Raw genomic sequence first — 23,279 nt, 5'->3', positions numbered from 1 at the left:
CAGGGGCCGACAATTAATCGGCACCCATGAGGTCCACCACTGCTTTCGGGATGTTCGGTACCCGCCGGACGGCGTCGATCATGGCGTGCGCGGAGGTATCGGCCAGCCAGTCGACGTCCAGATCAGGATTGATGGCCCGTTGACGTGCCAGTTCCTGGTTGAAGGTCAGCCAGGCCCGGATGACCACGCGCAGGGCGGTGACGAGATCCGGGGTCAGTTCGTCGCCGGCGACATGTTCGACGACGGCCATGATGCGATCGGTCTGCTTGTCGTATTCCTGCTGCTCTATCGCTGCGACGGTGGGATCGGCAGAATCGATCATGCGGAACACGGTCACCGGCGCGTAGGGATGCTCCTCCTGGTAGTGCAGGTACACCAGAAGAGTCCGCCGGAGCCGCTCGAAACCGGAAAGAGTCGGATCCATATCCAGCGAGATGGTGGCGTCGTAGAGCCTGTCGTACTCGGCCTGCATCACCGCGGTGTAGAAGGAGCGCTTGTCGGGAAAGTAGCGGTACAGCAGCGCTCGTGACACACCCGCCTGCTCAGCTACCTCGTCCATGCGGACGTCGTCATAGTGACGTTCGCCGAATAGTTGCGTACCGAACTCCAGTAGCTCGGCACGTCGGTCCTCAGGGGTGAGCCGCCGACGGGGCGATGAGCCGCTCGGGCGAACTGCATCGGAGTCGTCGGTCATCCAGCAGATTTTACTAGGCAGCAGGGTCGTGGTTGGCCCGATCGGTGTGCACGGACGAGGGGCGGACGGGCTTCATCAGATCTGCTATTACGAGAACTGCTGGCCCTCTAACTACACTGCGTCGGTGGCTAAGCACATCGACCCCGAGGACATGGCCATCTTTGGGCGTGTCCTGGATCAGGCCGCCGCGCTTGCACCCGATCATCCCGATTCGATTGCCGTGCAACGCGGCGTCGCGAAGCTGTTCAAAATTCTCAAGAGGCAGCGCCGCCGCGAGGCGCGCCAGGCGGAGCTGGAAGCCGACCGTGCGGTGATCGGGGCCACTGCGACCGGATCGGCCGATCGGATCGATGACGAGACGGCCGGCCTGCCGCTGCGTGGTGGGGACGCGGTCGGGACGCTGCGGCGTCCCCAGCATTGCTACATCTGCAAGGTCAGATACACAGAGATCGATGCGTTCCACCACCAGCTGTGTCCGGATTGTGCGCCTGCCAACAGGTCCCGGCGTGATCAGCGCACGGACCTGACCGGGCGACGGGCCGTGCTGACCGGTGGCCGCGCCAAGATCGGGATGTACATCGCCCTGATGTTGTTGCGCGACGGTGCCAGCCTCACGATCACTACCCGATTCCCGCGGGACGCGGCGCGCAGATTCGCCCAGCTGCCCGATGCCGCGAGTTGGCTCGACCGGCTGAGCATTGTGGGTATCGACCTGCGTGACCCCGCCCAGGTGGCTCGTTTCGCCGATGAAGTTGCCGCGCAGGGACCGTTGGACATTCTGATCAACAATGCCGCCCAGACGGTCCGCCGCAGCCCGGGCTCCTACACGTCCTTGGTTGACGCAGAACAGGCGCCTCTCAGCGGCGCCGCTGCACGTGTCCCGATTACGGCGATGGGAGATTCCAGCGAGTTGCATCCCCATACTCTGGCGCTGGGAGAGGGTTCCGAAGCCGCCGCACACTCGCTGGTGTCGTTGGCCTTGACAGCAGGTTCGGCCACCCCGGACCGAATTGTCGACGGCACCGCCGTCGACGCCGGTGGGCTGTTGCCCGACCTCGTCGACACCAACAGCTGGGTGCAGACGGTCGACCAGATTGACCCGCTGGAACTGCTTGAGGTGCAACTGTGTAACAGCGTGGCGCCGTTCATTCTGTTGTCACGGCTGCGGCCCGCAATGCGTGCCTCGACGGCCCGGCGCAAGTACGTGGTGAACGTATCCGCGATGGAGGGCAACTTCTCGCGCGGTTACAAGGGGCCGGGGCATCCGCACACGAACATGGCCAAGGCCGCGTTGAACATGCTGACCAGGACCAGTGCGGGTGAACTGTTTTCCGAAGGCATCCTGATGACTGCGGTCGACACCGGCTGGATCACCGATGAGCGTCCACACACCAGCAAGATGCGCCTGGCGCAAGAAGGGTTTCGCGCGCCGCTGGATCTGGTGGACGGTGCGGCCCGGGTTTACGACCCCATCGTGCAGGGCGAGCGCGGCGTCGATCTCTACGGCTGCTTCCTGAAGGACTTCCAGCCGCACCCGTGGTAGTCCATCCGATTAGCCCGTCCGACTAGCCGAAGTGCACGCCCTGAGCCAACGGCAGCTCGGTGGAGTAGTTGACGGTGTTCGTGGCACGCCGCATGTATGCCTTCCATGAGTCGGAGCCGGACTCGCGGCCACCGCCCGTCTCCTTCTCTCCGCCGAACGCTCCGCCGATCTCGGCGCCCGAGGTGCCGATGTTGACGTTAGCGATTCCACAGTCGGATCCGTCGGCGGCCAGGAAACGCTCGGCCTCGCGCATGTCCAGGGTGAAGATCGCCGAGGAAAGGCCCTGGGGCACTGCGTTGTTCAGTGCGATCGCCTCGTCGAGGGTGTCGTAGCCGAGCACGTACAGAATCGGGGCGAAGGTCTCCCGGTGTACAACGTCACCCTGTTCGGGCATCCGCACCACGGCGGGGGTGACGTAGTAAGCGCCGTCACCCAGATCGCGGCGTTCGCCGCCGATGACCGTTCCGCCCTGCGCGCGGGCGGTTTCCAGTGCGTCCTGCATATCGCGGAACGACTTCTCGTTGATCAGTGGGCCTATCAGGGTCTGGTCGCTGAATGGATCGCCTACCGGAAGCTGGCCGTAGGCGTTGACGATGCGTTCGACCAGCGCATCAGCGACAGAGTGGTGAACGATCAACCGCCGCAGGGTGGTACAGCGCTGGCCCGCGGTGCCCGCGGCCGAGAACACGATTCCGCGCACCGCAAGATCCAGATCCGCTGAGGGCGTCACGATGGCCGCGTTGTTACCGCCCAACTCGAGCAGCGACCGGCCGAAGCGGGCAGCCACCCGCGGGCCCACCTGTTGGCCCATCCGCACCGACCCTGTCGCACTCACCAAGGCGACGCGTGGATCGTCGACGAGTTGTTCGCCGACCTCACGGCCGCCCTGGATCAGTCGGCTCACCTCCGGCGGCGCCCCCACGTCGGCGGCGGCGCGGTCCAAGAGTGCCTGGCAGGCAACGGCAGTCAGTGGTGTCAACTCGGATGGCTTCCACACCACGGTGTCACCGCAGACAAGGGCGATCGCGGTGTTCCATGACCACACGGCTACCGGGAAGTTGAACGCGGAAATGACTCCGACCACGCCCAGTGGATGCCAGGACTCCATGAGTCGATGCCCGGCACGCTCGGAGGCCATCGTCTTGCCATAGAGCTGCCGGGACAGTCCGACCGCGAATTGGCAGATGTCGATCATCTCCTGGACCTCGCCGAGTGCCTCCGAGACAATCTTTCCGGCCTCGATGGTCACCAATTCGGCCAGATCCTTCTTGTGCTCCGTCAGCAGCTCGCCGAGACGGGCCACCAATGCACCGCGCACGGGCGCCGGGGTGGTGCGCCATTGTGAAAATGCCTGGGCGGCTTCGGTGATGGCGTTATCGACATCCTCCGTCGAGCTGGCCGCGAGCGTGAACAGCGTGTCGCCGGTGATAGGGGTACGCACCGTGACGCCGCCACCTTCTCCCGCTCCCGTGCTCAGTTCTACGTCCGCGCCGATCCACCGCAGCGCGTTCTGGGCGCGCGTGCGCAACTCGTCGGCGGTTGGCAGCACCTCGGGGGATGCGGTAGGCAGTGTGGTGGTCATCGATCGGCTCCTATCGTGAGGTCAGATTGTGCGGCGATGGCGGCGTAGAGCGTGTATGGATCGTGGATGTCCCGCCCTATGGCGCCCGACATCCAATCCTTCGAGTAGTCGGCGGCGTAATCGTCGGCACTATCCCCGTATGCGCCGTCGTCGTCGAGATTGGACCGGAATATCCCAGCGGCCGAACGCGGCAGGAAATCCTCGTACACGATGGGGCGGCGCACGATCTCACCGTCGGCGCCGACGTCCGTGCGGAAGTATGCGAGTTCCTGCTCGGCCAGACCGGCCTCGGTATCGGGAAAGTGATCGGCCCAAATAGACGCGGCCCGTTCGGGATCTGCCTGTGCGGTGTCGATGGCGATCATCGCGGCGTCGTAGCGAGTGCGGCCGGTGGGGGTGAGGGCTATGCCCCGTGCCTCGACTTCGCCGAACCGGACCCGCAGCGTGTCGCTGGTCACGGTGCCGTCGGGCATGAGGAAACGGCGTGGCTCGGCCAGTGCCCGGAATGAGGTCTGCCGCAGGAGGACATCGGGTCCATGCCAGCGCGGTGGCCCCTGGATCGCGTCGATCATGGTGATGCCGCGTGCCGTCATCTGCCGGTACAGGTCGTCGATATCGAGCACGCGCGGTGTCAGATGGTTGATGTGTGTGCCGCCCACGCCGGCGATGTCCGCGGCGACCGGTGAGACCGCGGAAAGCTCGTCATACCAGGCCCGATCGATGGGGGCCGTGGACAGTGCGAACGACTTCACAGCTTCGCTAATGAAGTCCTCGGCCTGCGCCGGGGTGGCTCCGCCCGCAGCGCTGATTAGTCGCGCGTGGGCCAGCAGCGCCGGATCGAACAGCTCTCGCCGCCGTACGAAGTGATCCACGCGCGTGCGCAGTTCCGCGTCGAAGAACCGGCGGTCGGCGGTCGCAAGCATGGAGGTGAACACTCGGAAGGGGTTGAGTGCCAACTCTTTTTCATCGATGGGCCGAAATGCCGTCGAGACCACGGGTACCGGCGACGCGGCGTCACGCAAGTCGTAGAAGTCAACGGGATACATCCCGAACGCTTCGAACAGGTCGGCGACGGCGGCGAGTTCTCGCGGGCTGCCCACCCGGATCGCGCCGTGGCGCTCGGCGGTCACGCGATCGATCGAGCCGAGCCGTTCGGCATCCGGATGTGTTGTGGCGTAAGTCTGGTTCACTTCGGTGCTGACATCGACCAGCGTGTTGTACGCGGGAACTTCCGTCCCATACATCTGGGACAGTGCCGCCGCGAAACCTGCGCGTAGTTCCCAGCAGGGGATGAGATCGGTCATCGAATTCGTCCTGTAGTTGGTCTCACAGTTGACGTGATTGGCCTACGCAAGTTCGTTCCTTGTGGTCCGTGGTCGCGGTACTCTGCCTCCGTGACTGCGGATTCCGAGAGAACGCCCGAGCGTCCGCTTGATGACGTCGACCGGATTCTGGTGCGCGAGTTGGCTCGCGATGGCCGGGCGACCCTGGCGCATCTGGCGGCAAAGGCCGGGCTGTCGATCTCTGCGGTGCAAACTCGTGTGCGGCGGCTGGAATCTCGCGGTGTTCTCACCGGATATGCGGCCAGGGTCAATCCGGAGTCGGTGGGCCAACTGCTCTCGGCGTTCGTGGCAATCACCCCTCTCGATCCTTCGCAACCCGATGATGCTCCGGCACGGCTTGAGCACATTGACGCCATCGAGTCGTGCCACTCGGTGGCGGGCGAGGAAAGCTACATCCTCCTGGTGCGAGTGCCCTCGCCGCGTGCGCTCGAGGAGCTGCTGCAGCTGATCCGCACCACAGCCAATGTTCGCACGCGAAGCACCATCATCTTACAAACTTTTTACGATGGCCGCCAGCTAGTGCCGTAAATATTCTTGTCTTGATGTAGAGAAGTCGTAAATACTCCGTTAGTGTGGGTCCTATGACCGCACTCATGTTCCCGGGGGCCCACGTAGGCTCCACGACCGATGACGAGGCGACGCGTCCGGACCCGGTGACACCGGATCGGGTGCATGAGGTGCTGCGGCGCAGCATTCTGGCCGACGGAATGGACCTCGTGCTCGACCTGGAGCGTTCGCGCGGGGCGCATCTGGTGGATGCGCGCGACGGGACCACCTATCTCGATATGTTCACCTTCTTCGCGTCGTCGGCGCTGGGGATGAACCACCCGATGCTCGCCGAGGACGGTGAGTTCCGTGCCGAACTGACCCGGGCTGCCATCAACAAGCCGAGCAATTCGGATATCTACACCGTCGAGATGGCCAGGTTCGTCGACACTTTCGCGCGAGTGCTCGGTGACCCGGCGCTACCGCACCTGTTCTTCGTAGACGGCGGAGCGCTGGCGGTAGAGAACGCACTAAAGGTGGCATTTGATTGGAAGAGCCGCTGGAACGAGGCGCACGGAATCGATCCAGCCTTGGGCACCAAGGTATTACACCTGCGCGAGGCCTTCCACGGCCGAAGTGGCTACACCATGTCGCTGACGAACACCGATCCCAACAAGGTGGCGCGGTTCCCCAAGTTCGACTGGCCGCGCATCGATGCGCCGTACCTGCGCCCCGACGCCGATATCGAAGAGCTGGAGGCTGCCGCACTGGCACAGGCCCGCCGTGTGTTCGCCGAAAATCCGCACGACATAGCATGTTTCATCGCCGAGCCAATTCAGGGTGAGGGTGGAGATCATCATTTCCGCCCCGAGTTCTTCCACGCCATGCGCGCGCTGTGTCACGAGAATGACGCCCTGTTCGTCTTCGACGAGGTGCAGACCGGGTGTGGCCTCACCGGTACGGCGTGGGCATTCCAACAGCTGGGCGTGACGCCCGACATCGTGGCGTTTGGCAAGAAGACGCAGGTGTGCGGGGTCATGGCGGGCGGTCGTGTCGATGAGGTCGCCGACAACGTCTTCGCCGTCAGCTCACGCATCAACTCCACCTGGGGCGGAAACCTGGTCGATATGGTGCGCTCTCGCCGCATCCTGGAAGTGATTGAGTCGCAGCGGCTTTTCGGCAATGCGGCTCGGATGGGCGAGTACCTACTGGACCGTCTGCAGACCCTGGCGCTGCGGCACGGCGAGATTGGCGACGTGCGGGGCCGCGGGCTGATGTGCGCGTTCAGTCTGCCGACCACGCAGGAGCGTGATCATCTGGTGGAGCGCCTGTGGTCGCAGGAGCACGTGATCCTGTTGCCCAGCGGCAAGAACAGTGTCCGGTTCCGTCCGCCGCTGATCGTCAGTGCCGAGGAGATCGACGCTGCGGTGGCCGCGGTATCACGGGTGCTGGCGCAGTCTCCCCAGGCATAGCTCACCAGGCGTAGGGGGAGTGCTCCCGCGCCGTCCGTAACGCGGAACCCCACCATGCCAGCTCATCGAGCATCGTCTTGGCGGCGGTTTCCGCGTCGCGGCTGTCGACGAGCTGGCCGGCGTCATCGAATTGGCTCCACACGCCGTGGAAACTGACCACGTCACGGGTGGTCACGGCATGCAGTTCGGCGAAAACCAGGCGCAGCTGCTCGATGGCGCGCAACCCTCCCGACATGCCGCCGTAGGACGTGAATCCGACCGGCTTGGCCTGCCACTCGCTGTGATGCCAGTCGATCAGGTTCTTCAACGGGGCGGGGAAACTGTGGTTGTACTCCGGAGTGACCACGAGAAATGCGTCGGCAATGCGCAGCCGTGCCGTCATCTTGGCCAGATGGGCGGTGTCGTCGGCCCCCGGTCTGCGGGAAAGGTGAAGGGGAAGTGGGTATTCCGCGAGGTCGATGTAGCCGGCATGGAACGACGGATGATGCCGGGCCTTTTCTGCGATCCAGTTCGCGACAGTGGGGCCGAACCGACCGTCGCGCGTACTGGCGCAGATCACGGCAAGGCGCAGCGGGGTGGTTGACGTGTTCACTCGCCCATCGTCGTACCTAAAGTGCACTCGAGGTCAAGTGGTTTCTTTCCGTCACGCCAGCATGGCGTCGGCGAAGCGGCGCACGGCGGCGACGGCTTCCTGCTCGGCACTCGTCGAGCCCGGGTAGTCGTCGCGGGCCCGCGATTCGATGCCCCCGGTGGCGGGGTCGAGCCGTACCTCGGCGACCATCTCCGCGGTGGTCGGTTCGCAGACGGCCCAGCTGTAGAGGCGATCGGAGTCCCAATCGGCTGCGCGCGCGGATACATAGTCGGCATCGTCGACACCGAGTGAGGTCAGTGCCGGGCGATCGTCCATGCGTTCGTCGGCCCGCAGGGCGCGCAAGTACCATGCGCCCGCATTGATCTCGATGGTTTCCATGAGTCTAGAAACGCGTCGAGCGTGAAACCATGGCGGCAATTCGGTGAGAATCCCGCCACAGCTTCACGCTCGGCGACAACAGTCTTACTTGATCTCGGCGATCACGGTGCCTTGGGTGATGGCGGCACCTGCCTCGACGCTGAGCCCGGTGATGGTGCCGGCCTTGTGCGCGGTGACCGGGTTCTCCATCTTCATGGCCTCCAGCACCACGATCAGCTCGCCGGCCTCGACCTCCTGGCCCTCTTCGACCGCGACCTTGACGACGGTGCCCTGCATCGGAGCGGTCACCGAGTCGCCGGTGGCGCCGCCGCCACCGTGGCCGCCGCGCTTGCGCGCCTTGGGCTTCTTGCGGATGACACCGTTCGCGGCGCCACCGCCTCCGCCACCGAGCGAGATGTCACCGGGCAGCGACACCTCGAGACGACGGCCGCCGACCTCGACGACCAGCTTCTGGCGGGGCAGAGCCTCGTCCTCTTCGCCTTCTGCGGCGTCGGCGGTGAAGGGCTCGACGGTGTTGTCCCACTCGGTCTCGATCCAGCGGGTGTGCACGGTGAAGCCGTCCTCGTCGCCGATGAAGGCGGGATCGGAGACCACTGCGCGGTGGAACGGGATGACGGTGGCCAGACCCTCGACGTTGAACTCGGCCAGGGCACGCCGCGAGCGGGCCAGCGCCTCGTTGCGGTCGCGGCCGGTGACGATCAGCTTGGCCAGCATCGAGTCGAACTGTCCACCGATCACCGAACCGGCCTGCACACCCGAGTCCAGGCGCACACCGGGGCCGGTGGGGGTGTCGTAGACCTTGACCGGGCCGGGGGCGGGCAGGAAGTTACGGCCGGCGTCCTCGCCGTTGATGCGGAACTCGATCGAGTGGCCGCGCGGCGTCGGGTCCTCGGTGAACTCGAGGGCCTCGCCATTGGCGATCTTGAACTGCTCCAGCACCAGGTCGACGCCTGCGGTCTCCTCGGTGACCGGGTGTTCCACCTGCAGACGGGTGTTGACCTCGAGGAATGAGATCAAGCCGTCCTGGCCGACCAGGTACTCGACGGTGCCGGCACCGTAGTAGCCGGCTTCCTTGCAGATGCGCTTGGCGGACTCGTGGATCTCCTTGCGCTGAGCGTCGGTCAGGAACGGCGCGGGCGCCTCCTCGACAAGCTTCTGGAAGCGGCGCTGCAGTGAGCAGTCGCGGGTACCGGCGACGATGACATTGCCGTGCTGATCGGCGATGACCTGCGCCTCGACGTGGCGCGGCTTGTCCAGGTAGCGCTCCACGAAGCACTCGCCACGACCGAAGGCGGCGACGGCCTCGCGGGTGGCGGACTCGAACAGCTCGGGAACCTCTTCCAGGGTGCGGGCCACCTTCATGCCGCGGCCACCACCACCGAAGGCCGCCTTGATGGCGATCGGCAGACCGTGCTCCTTGGCGAAGGCGACGACCTCGTCGGCATCCTTCACCGGGTCCGGGGTACCGGGCACCAGCGGGGCCTGGGCCCGTGCGGCGATGTGGCGGGCGGTGACCTTGTCACCGAGGTCGCGGATGGACTGCGGGCTGGGCCCGATCCAGATCAACCCGGCGTCGATGACGGCCTGGGCGAAGTCGGCATTCTCGGAGAGGAAACCGTAGCCGGGGTGGACAGCGTTGGCGCCGGACTTCTCGGCGGCCTCCAGGATCTTGCCGAAATCCAGGTAGGACTCGGCGGCGGTGTTACCGCCGATGCCGAAGGCCTCGTCGGCGAGGTGAACGTGGGGCGCGTCGGCGTCGGGCTCGGCGTAGATCGCGACGCTGCCCAGGCCGGCGTCCTTCGCCGCGCGGATCACCCGAACGGCAATCTCGCCGCGGTTGGCGACGAGTACCTTGCTGATCTTCGAGCTGGCGTGATTGGGCACCGGGCCTCCTGTTGTTGGTTCTTCGCGCAAGCGGCTCATCGGGACTCCTACTTCCTGAGTTTTACCGCTTTCTTAGAGTCTCGGCAGTGAGTTTATGCATCCATGGCATCAAACACACATCCGGGATGGGGTGTGCCGCCCCTGTTTTTACCTACTGATGAGTAGGTTTAGGACAATCTTCGTTTGATGCGCGCCAGCATCGCCGACATTCCGCGCAGCCGCAGTGGGCTGATCAGCTCTGCCAATCCGAGTTCGGCGTAGAAGTCGTCGGGTACCGCCAAGATTGCCTCTGCTGACTGGCCGTCCAGACCCTGATGCAGGATCGAGGCGAACCCGCGCGTCGTCGGGGCCTCGGCGGGCGCGCTGAAGTACAGCCGGATGCCGGAACGGTCGCTGGCGTCGACGTCCAGGAACAGCGGCGACTGGCACTCCGGCACCGGTTCCATCGCCGCCTGCTCCAAATGCGATGGCAAATCAGGCAATTCGCCCGAGAATTCCAGTAACAAGCGCAGCTTGTCCTGCCCGTCGACGGCCTTGAAATCGGCGACGATCTCGGCGAGTTCGGCGGGGAGGCTCATGCTGCAGGGGGCGCGCCTGGTTTGTCGCCCTTGACGATCGGCGTGCGGACCCGGTTGCCCCATTCGGTCCACGAGCCGTCGTAGTTGCGCACACCCTCGACACCCAGCAGGTGGGTGAGCACGAACCAAGTGTGGCTGGAACGCTCACCGATGCGGCAGTAGGCGACGATGTCCCCCTCGGCGGCGATGACGTCGCCGTAGATCTCGTCCAGCTCGCGACGGCGACGGAACCTGCTGTCTTCTGCGGCGGCCTTGGCCCAGGGGATCGAGACGGCGGTCGGGATGTGTCCGCCGCGCAGCGCGCCTTCCTCCGGGTAATCGGGCATGTGGGTGCGTTCGCCGGTGTATTCGGCGGGGGAGCGCACGTCGACGAGCGGTCCGTGCCCGAGGTGGGCCAACACATCGTCGGCGTAGGCGCGGATCGGGGCGTCGTTGCGATCCACCACGGGGTAGCCCTCGGTGTGCTTGGACGGAACGTCGAGGGTGGTGTCGCGACCCTCGGAGATCCACAGATCGCGTCCACCGTCGAGGAGCCGGACGTCCGGGTGGCCGAACAGCGTGAATACCCACAGCGCGTAGGCAGCCCACCAGTTGGACTTGTCGCCGTAGATGACGACCGTGTCCTCGCGGCGGATCCCCTTGCGATTCATCAGCTCTGCGAACTGCGCGCCGTCGATGTAATCGCGGACCGTGCTGTCGTTGAGGTCGACGTGCCAGTCGATCTTCACCGCACCGGGGACGTGCCCAATGTCGTAGAGCAAGACGTCCTCGTCGGACTCCACGATGGACAGTCCGGGAGTGCCCAGGTGTCCCGAGAGCCAGTCCGCGGAGACTAAGCGTTCGGGGTGGGCATAGGCGGCAAATTCGGGGCTGGGGTCGGCCGGGAGGGTCACGTTGTGAGCCTAGTCGCGTTCGAGGGCGGTCGGCTCATCGAGTTGGATACCGAGTTCAGATACCCGGTGCGTTGCTGGTCGCGGTGCGAGAATTCGCCAACTCCGGACTGGACGTACCACCCGCAGAGCCCGATCGCGTCATCCGTTCTCGGTGAACGCACCGGGCGCTGTATGCCGACAGGACACATGTAACGATCACGTTTGCATAGCTCACTCTGGTGATCGTGTAGGGGACGATGAGCTCGGGGTTGACAACCAGCACCGTCTTGACCGCTGGGTGTGACCTGAGGAGACGGTAGGCGTGAGCGAAACCGTAGACGAGTCGGTCCTCCGGCGTGTCGTGCTGTTCCACGACGGACTCGACTTGGTCGAAGAACTTTGCCAGCTCGGATTGTACAAACGCGTCGATTAGCAGCTCGCGGCGAGGAAAGTGCTTGTAGAGCGTTGCTCGGACGATGCGTGCGCGCTTTGCTACATCGCCCATAGACAGCTTGCGTAGTCCGGTTTCGGCGGTCCACATGAGAACTGAGTCCAATATGGCGGGGCGTCGCATCCGGATATACCGCGGCTATGAATGTAACTGCCGCCAAAGTTTCCACACTCAGGTGAGAATAGTCTCTTGACACTTCGCCCCGCGTTAACGCTCCGTGGAGAGCGTCCTGGAACTGTCGATATATTTGCGTCTCAGTGCATTCACCTTGTTGATATGTCTTGGATATTCTCAGGGCTGAGGTCGATCGATTTCATCGACCGGGTTGCCTGAGATTACCGACAAGTTGTCCCTGCTCGCCAAAAAGTTCCTTTTGCCAATGTTCGAGGAGGTTGGTGGTGTCGATCTGATCGGGATGAAAGTCGCGCTTGAAGAAGGGTCTCATGTCTCGGTGGAAGCCCTTCCACATGGGGTTTCGCAACATTTGAACTGTCTCTTTCAACACCCTAAACGGCTGGCGCCGTCCCTCGGGGTCGGCGGCCGCAATGGACAACCATGAAAACAGGACGACTATAGGGATTCCGAAATTCCCGGCGAAGTACATCCACCGAATGCGTGTGGATTCTGGTACCTGTAAGTATCTGTACACATCAAAGGCAACAGATTTATGTTCCAGCTCCTCTAGGGCGTGCCAATTAAGGAGCTTCTTGACCCCGGGGTCATGGGCCATAGCCTGTAATTCGGGGCTTTTTAGAATATTCTCGGCCCAGGTCGCGGTGAAATGCTCGGCGGCGACGGTGAAACCCAGGAAGAAGTGGCGGTACCGTGGGAGTCTGTCAGGGTCTGGGTATTGTTTGTCGAGAAACTTCTCCATGCGCTCAGTACTTTCCAATATGTACTCGAACCACGCCGTGGGATAGCCCATTGCAGTTAGCTTCTCGTTGAGTTCGCGATGCTGATTGCCATGCACCTTTTCCTGGCCAATGAAGCCCATGACGCGCTTCTTTAGCTCAGGGTCGGTGATCTTGTCCATGTAGCGGCGCACAGATCGCACGAAAATATCTTCGCCGGGAGGAAATATCGCCGATAGGAAGGCGATCGTGTGACTAAACATGATGCTGTTATCCGCGAAGTACTTGCTTTCCGGAGGAGAAGCATCGAATCCAAAGTCCATTCGCCGCACGCGGGGGTACGCCTGTTCGGCCAAAACCATCGTTCGCTCCCTGATCGTCATCATCGACACAACCATTACGGACAAAACCGTAACGTTACTATCTGTAATAGTCAACGCCGGCGGTGTCCTTGCTTCATCTAGCCTGCTGGACTCGTAGCGCGCGGTGCCGCCCGCGGCGTCACGGCCGCAGCGTGGCGTACACCAGCCACGTCAACACCAGCGCGACCGCCATGAGGACGGTCAGTGCGATCAACGGACCGCCAAACCTGATGCAGCCGGCTCTGGTGGAACAGAATGGGTATGGCGACGAATGAAGTCGTCGCTATTTGGGTTCGCCAAGCGCTTACGTAGTTCATCGAATGGCCATGGCCATAGGACGGGTACACCGTTTGGGCCGAGGTACCAACTATCACACCCGGAGGACCACACGGTGCCTCCGAGCGCAGCAGTCAACTCTCGATAGAAGCGATCCGTTGCTACCGAAGTGGGCTCGATTTCCACTACACGATATCTCTTCATGTGTTTGAGCCAGTTGACCACGTAATCGGCCTGAGTTTCGGCGATAGGCACCAGCGATGCGTTTCCGATCGGGCTATTAGGGCCCATCAGGGTGAACAAGTTTGGAAGCCCTGGGATCATCGTGGTGTTATGCGCTCGCGGCCCCTCGCTCCATGCCTGCTCGAGGGACAAGCCGGTAGGGCCGATGATTTGCATAGGTCGCATATATGCGTGAGCCTCGAAACCAGTTGCCAATACTAGGGTATCGAGTTTATGGAGGTGGCCGTCGGATGTCACTATTCCGTCCGGACACACGCGATTGATTGCCTCGGACACCACCGCCACACTGGGCCGTTGGATGGCGCGGTAAAAGTCGGCTGAATTTATCAACCGCTTACACAGCGGTTCATAGTCCGGCGTCATTCGCGCTCGCAGTTCGGGATCCTGCACTGTCGCTAGACTTTTGCGCGCCAAATATCCGAAAAGGCGCCGCTCCCACCCTTGCGCAATCGGAGCCCGGGCCGCGACGTTAAAGGTCACGTTCGCCATCCGATACATCGCCTGATTCAGAACCGGCGAGTGCGCTAGTAGGAAACGGAACCATTGAGGTATCGGCGGATTAGGGACAGCAATGACCCACTGTGGAGTCCGCTGGAACAGTGTCACCTTCGCGGCGATCTCCGACAATGCTGTGGTTATCTGCACCCCCGTTGAACCAGTTCCAACTATACCGACGCGGGCATCGACGATCTCCGCGTCATGCTCCCAACGCGCGCTGTGAAAGATCTTTCCCCCGAAAGTTTCCAGCCCCTCAATGCTGGGAGTGCGTGGGTGATGGAGCACTCCGGTGGCGCACACCAGCACATCCGCTGAGTGTTCGCATCCGTCAGCGTCAGTGAGAACCCACTGGCCTCCCGTAAACTCTGCTCGGATCATCTCCGTCCCGAACTGGATGAAGCGGGTGAGATCTTTTTTGGCCGTGACATTCTCGAAGTATCTCTGGATTTGACTGCCGGGGGCGAATAGATGCGTCCAGTCAGCGGATAGTTCGTCTCGGTAACAGTAGTAATGTGCGGGGACGTCACATGTCAGCCCTGGATAGGCATTTTCTCGCCAAGTGCCACCGACATTCTGCGTCTTCTCGAAGATCACAAAGTTGTCGCTACCGGCGGCTTGGAGTTTCATCGCCATCGCCAGCCCGGACATGCCGGCGCCAATGATCGCCACCTTGGGTAGTCCTGCCGCAGGGGTTTTCCGAAACTCGCGTGCTTTCTGCCTCTGCACGATTCGGGTCGCAACTCGGTCGATGACCTCAATGGCGTTGCTTGTCGGGTGTGTCACGCGAACGGGGGCTCTCACCACTGCGTCGAGAACCATCGACACGCCCTTGTCCGTGGACAACTTCGGGTACCGATTCCACGCATCTTGCGCCGGCGCAATCATGTCTGTCTGGGTCAGCGGTAAATTCACTGTGGTCCAACGGATTCCGTCAGCGAGCATCTCAGGCGCGGCCGAAAGTGCAAACTGGTCCAGCGCCCCCTTGGATGCCATGTAGGCGGCGAATCTTGGCGTGCCAGCGAATTGAGTGCCTGCCGTCGACACATTGATGACTTGGCCACCACCGTCCTGGCGCATGCGTTCCACCAGCGGGATGGTGAGCCAAGTGACTCCGAAGAAGTTGAGTTGCATGACGCGCTCGTAGTCGTGCATTCGATCGACGGATTCACGCACGGTTCTCCGGATTGATCGGCCGGCATTGTTTATCAGCACGTCCACTCCGCCATGCTCGTCCAACACCTGAGAAACCAGTGCGGCGACTTGCAGCTGGTCGCTGAGGTCGCATTGGAAATATGACGCATGACCGTCGGTGCTGCGTGATTCCTGGGCAAGTTCCTCGAGCAGCTGGACACGCCTGGCAACCAGCAACACATGGGCGCCGGCCTGCATGAGCCTCAGCGCGGTGCCGCGCCCGATACCGGACGAAGCGCCCGTGACCAGGATGCGTTTGCCTGACACTGCCGAACGTAGTTCATCCGAAAAGGTGCGTCCGGCGATCAGTCGCCGCCCTCGACGGAACTGACGTGCGAGATCGGCTTCCAGGAGTGCGTTGTACGCCCTGTCCATGGGGCTGATCGGTGTGCTTTCACTGAGATTGGGCATCGCCAAGAATCCTCTCAAGAACACTCTTCACGATGCGCGGATAAGGTGGGACCGCCACTGAGGCAACGGAAAACGGCAGTCGTGAACGCACGACAGGACGTACGTAACTGAACGTGTCGAATCCGTACTTGCCGTGGTACGCGCCCGTGCCGCTGTGGCCTATGCCGCCAAACGGTACGAGGGGACTCGCGAGGCTCAGCAGGCCGTCGCCGATGTTCACTGAGCCAGATCGGGATGAGTCTGCCAGCGTTCGATAGTCTCTGTTCTTCGGCCCGAACCAGTACATGGTGAGAGGTGAATCATTTTGTCCCACATAACCGACAACGTCATCGATGTGCTTGTAGGGATACACGCAGAGCACAGGTCCGAAGATCTCCTCCCGTGACACCTCCATCTCAGGAGTTACACCGGTCAGGATGGTCGGGGCAATCTTGCGCTCGGCGGCCATCACCGTGCTGTCTTTTGTTGCGGATTCCCACCTCTTGGCGCCGGTGCGTTCGGCACCCTCGATGAGCGAGAGGACTCGACGGTAATTCTTGTCATCGATGATTGATGTATAGCCGGATTGTCCTGCGGGCAGAGGATATCGGCGTTCAGACTCGGCGAGGAAGCTGTGGATGAACTCCTCCACGCCGTCCTCGGGGACGAAAACATAATCGGGACAGATACAAGCTTGCCCGCCGTTGACCAGCCGCAGGGCGGACAATACTTTCGCGGCGCGTGTGATGTTCCCTTGATGTGCGATGACTGCGGGGTTCTTTCCGCCGAGTTCAAGAGTGACCGGCACAAGGTTCTTGCCCGCCGCACTTGCGACCAACGCGCCGACGCGACGCGACCCCGTAAATAAGAGATGGTCAAAACGTAGTTGGCTAAACTCCTCGCCAGATCCATTTGTTTCGCTGAACACCGCAAGCTCCTCGGGAGCAAAATACTGTCGCACGATCTCGCTGACAACTTCCGCGGTGGCGGGTGCTTGTGGTGATTGCCAGAGCATCACCCGATTGCCCGCGGCCAATGCGGACGCCGCCGGGCCGAGTGTAAGTTCGGACGGAAAGTTCCACGGGCCCATCACTCCAACGACGCCTTTTGGCTCGCTTCTGGTGGTTTGGTCAATCCCCAACGCACTGAGTAGTAGCGATGATCGTCGGACCTTCATCCAACTGCGGAGCTTTACGCGGTGGTAGGCCATATCGATAATCGGTGCCAAGGCAAACAACCCGCTGAACTCGCGTGATCGGTATCCGAAATCTTCCGTTGCCGCGTCGGCTAGATGTCCAATGTTCCGATAGAGCATCGAGCCGAACCGGCTGAGTCGGTCCTTGCGCACAGCCAAGCCGGGGAACCCCTCACGGGCAAAAGAAGCTCGCTGCAACGTAAGCAGATCCCCGGCATTCAAGGCGATGTTGTCCATCATAGGTCCTTAGGCGTAGTAAACGTGCTGTTAGCCAGTGTATTTGGATCGCCACATACAAAATCCTCCTGTGGGACAGCGCGATCCAGGCTCGCCTTGGTCTCCGGAATGGCGTGAGCGCTCCTTCGGAGAGCCTTTTCAATAGGAAACCGAAACGCCACTGCTAGAACATTGATGGCGTACATCAGACGCCACGCATGTGCCTGTGGCCGACGAACCAGCGCGTGCGCGACACCCCAAGCGGCCTCATCGGCCGACTGACTGGGGAACCGCCGTTGCAAATTCCCCGGTGCGCTCATCTTGGTGCGCACGCTCCCAAGGTAGTACTGCGTGATGACTACGCCGTCCTGTATCGCTTCCGGAGCCGCGGCGCGAAGAAACCAATCCAGCGCGCTCTTCGAAGCAAGATAGAAGCCCCACTTCGGATTGGGGGGACCCAGCACACCACTGGTCGATATGTTGACTATGTGCCCCGACCCACGTGCCCGCATGTATGGCAGGAGCGCCATAGTCAGCCTTACCGGTCCGATGTAATTGGCGGCGACGCTCGCGTGGAGGTCCTTCGGTCGCCGGTAGGATAGGTGGATTGCTCGATTGAGTGATTTACCCGCGTTATGTACCAGGACGTCGACACGTCCGTACTTCGCCAATACTTTGGATGCAAAGCTCATGATTTGAGCGTCGTCTGCCAGGTCCATGGTGTGGATGTCAATGTGGCCGCCGGCCTGGCGTATCTTCTCGGCGACTTGCTCGAGCAATTGTGTGCTGCGCGCGCAGATCACCACGTATGCACCGGCTGCCGCGCAGTGGCCTGCAAGGCTTGCGCCTAGACCGGAAGATGCTCCGGTGATCACCACCACTTGTCCCCGCAGCGCCTGCTCCAGCAAAGCTGGATTACGAAGCATCCTGGGCGAGGTGATTCGTCCTAGGAAACGCATCCACCGTGTGGAGTGTTTGTCCTCCGCATTTGCCGACCAGGACGTCGGTAACACCAACTCTTGCGCGCTAGACATCATTCGCCCACTTCTTCGAGTACGAACTCGGCCAGGTATTGAACGACTTCCGAGTCCTTGACAGGCTTCCACTTCGGCGCAAGTAGCTTCATGTACCGCTCCACGTACAACAGTTGTTTGGCGACGAGAACGAGGTCCCGAGGAAGACGGAGCCCGTAGGTCTGTCCGAGCTCGAGGATCTTCTTGCCTAATTCCTGGTAGGACACATTGCCCAGCTCCGCTCCCGAGAGCGGCTCGGTGACCGACCGTAGATCGGTCACTACTTGGCCCGTGAAAGTTGAACGTTTGACCGCGCCTAAAGCCACCAGATGTCCACCGGCGGCGCGCAGGTCGTTGTTGATCACGAGATCGACGATCAGTTTGCGTAAGAGTGAAGCTCGGTCGGCATCGAACCGACCGACTATCCCCCAGTCCAGGAAGACCAAAGCGCCTGACCTGTCGACAAGGACGTTTCCCGCATGCAGATCGCCGTGGAACACCCCAGCCTTGAAGATTGAGTCCAACAGCACGAGCAGCAATGTCCGGATGGCTCTCGAACTGTCTCCGCCGAAACGTTCCTCGACCGCATTGACGTCGTCGACACGCACACCGTCGATATGCTCCATGACAAGTAGGTTCGCTGTGGTGAACTGGCCGAAGACCACGGGCACCCGGGCATGGTCGGCGAATCGTGACTGCCCGACAAACTCCGCCCATGCCGTCATCGCAGCGGCTTCATTGCGAAAATCCAACTCGCTGAACAGATTATCTGTGAAGTCTTCCACAATATCTCTAGCGGCGAGCATTCGCCCGGAAGGAAATAGCTCCAGCATCCTTGCCGCTACCGACAGGATGCGGGTGTCCGACACGATGCGTTCACGGATGGCGGGGCGCTGAATCTTGACCACCACCCGTTCGCCTGTGATCAGAGTGGCCGCATGAACCTGCGCTATCGACGCAGATGCCAAGGGGTGAAAGTCGAAATGAGAGAAGATGTTCGCGACAGGCTCACCCAACTCCCTATACAGCGTCTTGCGCACCTCGACGGAGTCGGCGGGAGTGGCGCGATCGAGGAGCAACTGAAGCTCGTTGGCCAGCACCTTGGGAAACACGCCGGGTGAAGAGGCCACTAGTTGGCCCAGTTTGACGTAGGTGGGACCTAATGCCTCGAATCGCTTTCGCACTTGCGCAGCGGCAGGTTGGGAGATTCTTCCACGAACCCGTTTCGAGAAGAGCACATGGGCCGACCCGATGCTCATGTGCCACGCAGTACTCGCAACCCGAGATCCGGTTCTGGCAATTGACACGAGCATGGTGTTTACCGGACGCCCCAAGACGAAAGGATTTGCCGAACCTCTGCACTATCCCGAGTGATCCCCACAGGATCCGCCAGACTGGTGCGTGAGAAGCGAGGTGCGGGCGCAGGGTGAGTGACGCCGTCGACACTCAGAAATCCCTTGCGCGCCTTGTTGTGTGGATGATTCTCGACCTCATCCAGTTCAAGAACGGGTGTTACACACGCGTCCGAATCTGCGAAGATCTCAGCCCATTCATCTCGGGACTTCTCTTTGAGTTTGCCCGAGATCAATTCAACGAGCTGAGGCCAGCCACGTCGATCCAACTGGAATGGCAACTCAGGGTCGTCGATCCCGAGCACCGCCAGTAGCTCCGCATAGAACTGCAATTCGACGCACCCCACCGCGAGATGCTTACCATCGGCACATTCGTAGACGTTGTAGAAGGGCGCCGCCGCGCCCTCAAGAACGTTCTGTCCGGGCTCCTCATTCCATAAACCCGCGCCGCGCATGCCGTGCAGAAACGCCGTGAACAGTCCCGATCCGTCGATCATCGCCGCATCAACGACCTGTCCCCGGCCTGACCGGCCGCGCTCCACGAGGGCCGCCGCGATGCCGAGCGCCAGGAGCATCCCCCCTCCCGCGAAATCTCCGAGCATGTTGGCGGCAGGGTAGGCGCGACCGGCCCCGCGGCCGGACACCGCGAGCGCTCCAGATAACGCGATGTAGTTGAGGTCGTGGCCAGCTCTCGGCGCAAGCGGACCGTTCTGGCCCCAACCCGTAAGGCGGCCGTAGACCAGGCGGGAGTTCTGATCGATCAGTTCTTGCGGACCCAACCCTAGACGTTCGGCGACGCCCGGGCGAAAGCCCTCGATGAACACATCCGCCTGCTCGACAATATTGAGGAGTTCAGCAAGGTCTTCTTCACGCTTCACGTCCAGTTCAATGACATACTTGCTGCGATCCAATGGTCCTTCGGGCGGTGCTATCCCTCTGTCGGCAGGCCCCTTTCGGTCGACTCGCAAGACCTGAGCGCCCATATCCGCCAAGATCATTCCGCAGAATGGTGCGGGCGCCAGACCCGCCATTTCGACAACCTTGATTCCTTCTAGCGGTCCCACAAGTCCAGATCCTCCTTGACGCGGTTTCGGGAGCGTCGCCGCCACCTGGGTCCTGCGGAAAAGATTAGATACCAAACGAAATCGGTTCTATGACCTAACTTCTCACCGGACTTGACTTGAATTTTCGGGCTCGCCAGCCATCCTGACCAGTTCGCTCCGCAAGAGCTTGCCCGTCGAATTGCGGGGAAATTCCGCTACAAATCTCACCGTGCGTGGGACCTTGTACCGGGCAAGATTGGCCCTCACGTCCACGATCGCTGAGGCGTTGGGCTTCTGTCGTAACGATGGCGCAAATGCGCCTACCAGCGGACCCTGCGATCGGGCGATCCTGAACGCGTGCACTCCACCGGCCAGTCCAGAGGGTCGGAGAAATCCCCTGCGATAAAGCACTCCGACGCTGATGGCCGTGTCACGGATACGCAAGAGCAGTGCTGATCTAAAAATACCGGAAAGGTACGGCACCATAAGGACTTTCGCCCGTCGCTATCGAACCGGCTCGGAATCTCGGGGGAGCCCGAGGATCCGTTCGCCTATGACGTTGAGCTGTACTTCTGTCGTCCCGCCGTACACGGTCATGGGGCGTGCAGACAGGGTTTTTTCCATCCAGCCCCTTGCCGCCTTATCCGTGCCATCGCACACGCCGGCTAGCCCCAGCTCAGCGTGACAGAAGTCGGCGATCTGCTGACCTAGTTGTTGGCCAAGGAGTTTCGCGACACTTGCGGAAGCTCCCAAGTCCAGCCCGAGGAGCTGTTTGAGTAATGTTCGGCCTTGAAGCAGCGCGACGGTCTGAGCGTCCGCCACCATGCGTCCGACCGTCTCCAGCGGCGCGGACGTCGAACTGGTCCGACGGACAAAATCCAGGAGGTCCTCGATTGTCGCGTCGGTAGGCATGCCCTTGCCGAGGGCCACTCGTTCATTGCCCAAGGTGCCACGCGCCACTTCCCAACCGCCGTCGACCTCACCAACTAGTCCCGAATCGGGAACAAAGACGTCGTCGAAGAAAACTTCGGAAAAGAGGGTTCCGCCAGAGGCTTCGCGAAGTGCCTTCGCTTTGACTCCTGGTGTGCGCATGTCCACCAGAAAGTATGAAATACCCTGATGTTTAGGGACATCGGGATTGGTCCGGGCAAGGAGTACACCCCACTCGGCCATAAAACCCAATGAAGTCCAAACCTTTTGGCCGTTGACAATCCAGCCGCCGTGGACCTTCTTGGCCTCGGTGCGCAGCGACGCCAAGTCTGAGCCAGCTTCTGGCTCGGAAAATAGTTGGCACCATAATATTTCGCTACGGAGTGTGGGGCGGACCAGTTCGTGTTTTTGCTCTTCCGTACCGTGTACAGCCACGGACGGCATGAGCCACGCCGCGAGTCCAAGCTGCGGACTGACGATGCCGGCACGTTCCTGTTCCTGTGCAATCACCACCTGCTCGACCGGTCCAGCACCTCGTCCCAGGGGTGGGTCGAGGAACGGCATGACCCAACCGTTATCACCTAGCCGCCGCAAGAGGTCTCGTTCTCCCAGGCCGGCGATTTCTGCGAGTTCGGCACGAACTTGGTGCCGGTATGCCTCGGCCTCCGGGGGGAGCTCCGGTTCTACCGCGCGAAAGCTGCCGTTCAACGCGTATTGCGCCACTGATGTGGCGATGTCCCTGCTCCTCCCGAGCACACCGCGAAGCGCAATCGCCCTGCGGTAGTGCAGGTGTGCATCATGTTCCCAGGTGTAGCCGATACCACCGAGAACCTGCATGGCGTCGCGTGAAGCCGACACTGCGGCGTCCGGGGCGAGGAGTTGGGCAACGGTGGCGGCGTAGTTGGCTGTTTCATCGTCGCTGTCGAGAGCGCGCGCTGCATCCCACACAGCCGCTCGGGCCTGTTCCACCGCGACAGCCGCGCGGGCGCAACGGTGCTTCACCCCTTGGAACTGGCCGATTGGCTTACCGAATTGGACACGGATCCTTGCGTATTCGGTCGCCGTGTCGACACACCAAGCGCCGACTCCTACGGCTTCGGCTCCGTAGATCACCGAGGCCAGCGAAACCACCGTTTTACGGTCGATATCGAGAATACGATCGGCGGGAATCACCACCTGCTGAGCAGACAGAATCACCGTAGAGCGATTCAGGTCGATGCCCAAGGCAGCATGTGTGGTGAGCGATTCGGTATCAACGGCGGCCCACTTCACGCCTGTCTCAGTATCGATAGGGAGGATCACGACGGTCGCGTGCGCGCCGCCATAGACCGCGGACTCGCCAGTCACCGACAATGCTCCGGTGTGCAAGGTGACGCCGCTCAATGGGCGGTCAAGTGCCACAGCGGCTGGTGCTGCACCGCTGACCATCTGGGGCAGCAGCTCAGTTCGCGCTAGCCCGGGAGCGGCGTCGAGTACTGCCGCCGCTAAAACTGTTGGCGCATAACCTGATGGAATCAGATGACGCCCCATTGCTTCCAGTGCAACCGTAGCTTCTACCAGTCCGGCGCCCGACCCGCCGAGCTCCTCGGCTACGTGGAGACCGAGCAGCCCCTGAGCCGCCAGCTCGTGCCAGAACGTGGGCAACGGCTCAATGTCGCCAGAGTCGATGCAACCCACGGTCGCACGTATCGCGTCGGCAGTTAAGTAGCGGCGAGCGAATGCGTGGACTGAGTCCGCGAGGTCCAACTGATCACGCGTGATAGCTATGCTGGACCGGCTTGATGTGCTGGTTTCCATGGGGGTTCCTCTAGTCAGATTTAATAGGAGCGTGACGCGTCGACGGC

The 23,279-nt window shown here is 61.9% G+C and carries 19 protein-coding genes; 3 read left to right on the top strand and 16 right to left on the bottom strand.

Features of this window, described 5'->3' with window-relative positions:
- Positions 1 to 13: 13 nt before the first annotated feature.
- Positions 14 to 694 carry a TetR/AcrR family transcriptional regulator gene (locus HBA99_RS18575; RefSeq protein WP_030096853.1) on the bottom strand — a complete coding sequence of 227 codons (681 nt, stop codon included), beginning with the start codon at positions 692 to 694 and terminating at the stop codon, positions 14 to 16.
- A 151-nt stretch (positions 695 to 845) separates the two neighbouring features.
- Here HBA99_RS18575 and HBA99_RS18570 point away from each other — a divergent pair, with 151 nt between their 5' ends.
- Entirely contained in the window at positions 846 to 2,237 is a 1,392-nt protein-coding gene (locus tag HBA99_RS18570; RefSeq protein WP_057964512.1) for an SDR family oxidoreductase, read from the top strand.
- Positions 2,238 to 2,259: 22 nt separating this feature from the next.
- On the opposite strand, the gene amaB is transcribed toward HBA99_RS18570, so the two are convergent.
- Together amaB and hglS are read right to left on the bottom strand one after the other, a co-directional pair.
- Positions 2,260 to 3,819, bottom strand: a complete 1,560-nt coding sequence (amaB, locus tag HBA99_RS18565) for an L-piperidine-6-carboxylate dehydrogenase (RefSeq protein ID WP_030096855.1) — start codon at positions 3,817 to 3,819, stop codon at positions 2,260 to 2,262.
- A complete protein-coding gene (gene hglS / locus HBA99_RS18560) occupies positions 3,816 to 5,123 on the bottom strand; it encodes a 2-oxoadipate dioxygenase/decarboxylase (RefSeq protein ID WP_070952116.1) in 1,308 nt (435 codons plus the stop codon). The genes amaB and hglS overlap by 4 nt, the downstream gene beginning before the upstream one ends.
- A 90-nt stretch (positions 5,124 to 5,213) precedes the next feature.
- Between hglS and HBA99_RS18555 the strand changes: the two genes are divergently transcribed.
- Together HBA99_RS18555 and lat are read left to right on the top strand one after the other, a co-directional pair.
- Entirely contained in the window at positions 5,214 to 5,690 is a 477-nt protein-coding gene (locus tag HBA99_RS18555) for an Lrp/AsnC family transcriptional regulator (RefSeq protein ID WP_057964465.1), read from the top strand.
- A 125-nt stretch (positions 5,691 to 5,815) separates the two neighbouring features.
- Positions 5,816 to 7,120 (top strand): L-lysine 6-transaminase, encoded by a 1,305-nt coding sequence (gene lat, locus HBA99_RS18550; RefSeq protein WP_220096908.1) that lies wholly within the window; start codon positions 5,816 to 5,818, stop codon positions 7,118 to 7,120.
- 1 nt (position 7,121) lies between these two features.
- On the opposite strand, the gene HBA99_RS18545 is transcribed toward lat, so the two are convergent.
- The 13 genes from HBA99_RS18545 to HBA99_RS18485 form a co-directional block, all read right to left on the bottom strand.
- Positions 7,122 to 7,712, bottom strand: a complete 591-nt coding sequence (locus tag HBA99_RS18545) for an NADPH-dependent FMN reductase (RefSeq protein ID WP_057964463.1) — start codon at positions 7,710 to 7,712, stop codon at positions 7,122 to 7,124.
- 51 nt (positions 7,713 to 7,763) lie between these two features.
- On the bottom strand, positions 7,764 to 8,090 hold the full coding sequence (locus HBA99_RS18540; RefSeq protein WP_057964462.1) for a hypothetical protein: 327 nt from the start codon (positions 8,088 to 8,090) through the stop codon (positions 7,764 to 7,766).
- Between the two features lie 84 nt (positions 8,091 to 8,174).
- Positions 8,175 to 9,974 (bottom strand): acetyl/propionyl/methylcrotonyl-CoA carboxylase subunit alpha, encoded by a 1,800-nt coding sequence (locus tag HBA99_RS18535; protein ID WP_057964461.1) that lies wholly within the window; start codon positions 9,972 to 9,974, stop codon positions 8,175 to 8,177.
- A 167-nt stretch (positions 9,975 to 10,141) separates the two neighbouring features.
- Positions 10,142 to 10,552: a SufE family protein gene (locus HBA99_RS18530; protein ID WP_057968609.1), complete on the bottom strand. Its 411-nt coding sequence runs from the start codon at positions 10,550 to 10,552 to the stop codon at positions 10,142 to 10,144.
- Positions 10,549 to 11,445, bottom strand: coding sequence for a sulfurtransferase (locus HBA99_RS18525; protein WP_030096863.1), 897 nt, complete (start codon positions 11,443 to 11,445; stop codon positions 10,549 to 10,551). The genes HBA99_RS18530 and HBA99_RS18525 overlap by 4 nt, the downstream gene beginning before the upstream one ends.
- A gap of 55 nt (positions 11,446 to 11,500) precedes the next feature.
- Positions 11,501 to 11,998: a TetR family transcriptional regulator gene (locus HBA99_RS25145; RefSeq protein WP_081347689.1), complete on the bottom strand. Its 498-nt coding sequence runs from the start codon at positions 11,996 to 11,998 to the stop codon at positions 11,501 to 11,503.
- A 190-nt stretch (positions 11,999 to 12,188) separates the two neighbouring features.
- The gene (locus HBA99_RS18515) at positions 12,189 to 13,088 is read right to left on the bottom strand and encodes a metal-dependent hydrolase (RefSeq protein WP_070952457.1); all 900 of its coding nucleotides are present in this window, start codon (positions 13,086 to 13,088) and stop codon (positions 12,189 to 12,191) included.
- A 210-nt stretch (positions 13,089 to 13,298) separates the two neighbouring features.
- Positions 13,299 to 15,707, bottom strand: coding sequence for an SDR family NAD(P)-dependent oxidoreductase (locus HBA99_RS18510; protein ID WP_081347690.1), 2,409 nt, complete (start codon positions 15,705 to 15,707; stop codon positions 13,299 to 13,301).
- Entirely contained in the window at positions 15,691 to 17,118 is a 1,428-nt protein-coding gene (locus tag HBA99_RS18505) for an aldehyde dehydrogenase family protein (protein WP_157859029.1), read from the bottom strand. Before HBA99_RS18505 ends, HBA99_RS18510 begins: the two co-directional genes overlap by 17 nt.
- Complete coding sequence (locus tag HBA99_RS18500) at positions 17,118 to 18,023, bottom strand: SDR family NAD(P)-dependent oxidoreductase (RefSeq protein WP_157859028.1); 906 nt, start codon at positions 18,021 to 18,023, stop codon at positions 17,118 to 17,120. Before HBA99_RS18500 ends, HBA99_RS18505 begins: the two co-directional genes overlap by 1 nt.
- 107 nt (positions 18,024 to 18,130) lie before the next feature.
- Positions 18,131 to 19,369: an ABC1 kinase family protein gene (locus HBA99_RS18495; RefSeq protein WP_157859027.1), complete on the bottom strand. Its 1,239-nt coding sequence runs from the start codon at positions 19,367 to 19,369 to the stop codon at positions 18,131 to 18,133.
- A 59-nt stretch (positions 19,370 to 19,428) separates the two neighbouring features.
- Positions 19,429 to 20,526, bottom strand: coding sequence for a CaiB/BaiF CoA transferase family protein (locus HBA99_RS18490; protein ID WP_081347691.1), 1,098 nt, complete (start codon positions 20,524 to 20,526; stop codon positions 19,429 to 19,431).
- Between the two features lie 483 nt (positions 20,527 to 21,009).
- The gene (locus HBA99_RS18485) at positions 21,010 to 23,232 is read right to left on the bottom strand and encodes an acyl-CoA dehydrogenase family protein (protein ID WP_057969874.1); all 2,223 of its coding nucleotides are present in this window, start codon (positions 23,230 to 23,232) and stop codon (positions 21,010 to 21,012) included.
- Positions 23,233 to 23,279: the final 47 nt, after the last annotated feature.

The sequence above is a fragment of the Mycobacteroides chelonae genome (assembly GCF_016767715.1).
In the GTDB taxonomy this organism is placed as follows: domain Bacteria; phylum Actinomycetota; class Actinomycetes; order Mycobacteriales; family Mycobacteriaceae; genus Mycobacterium; species Mycobacterium gwanakae.
The sequence above is the reverse complement of the archived record's forward strand: the minus strand, read 5'-3'. Positions and strand labels throughout refer to the sequence as shown.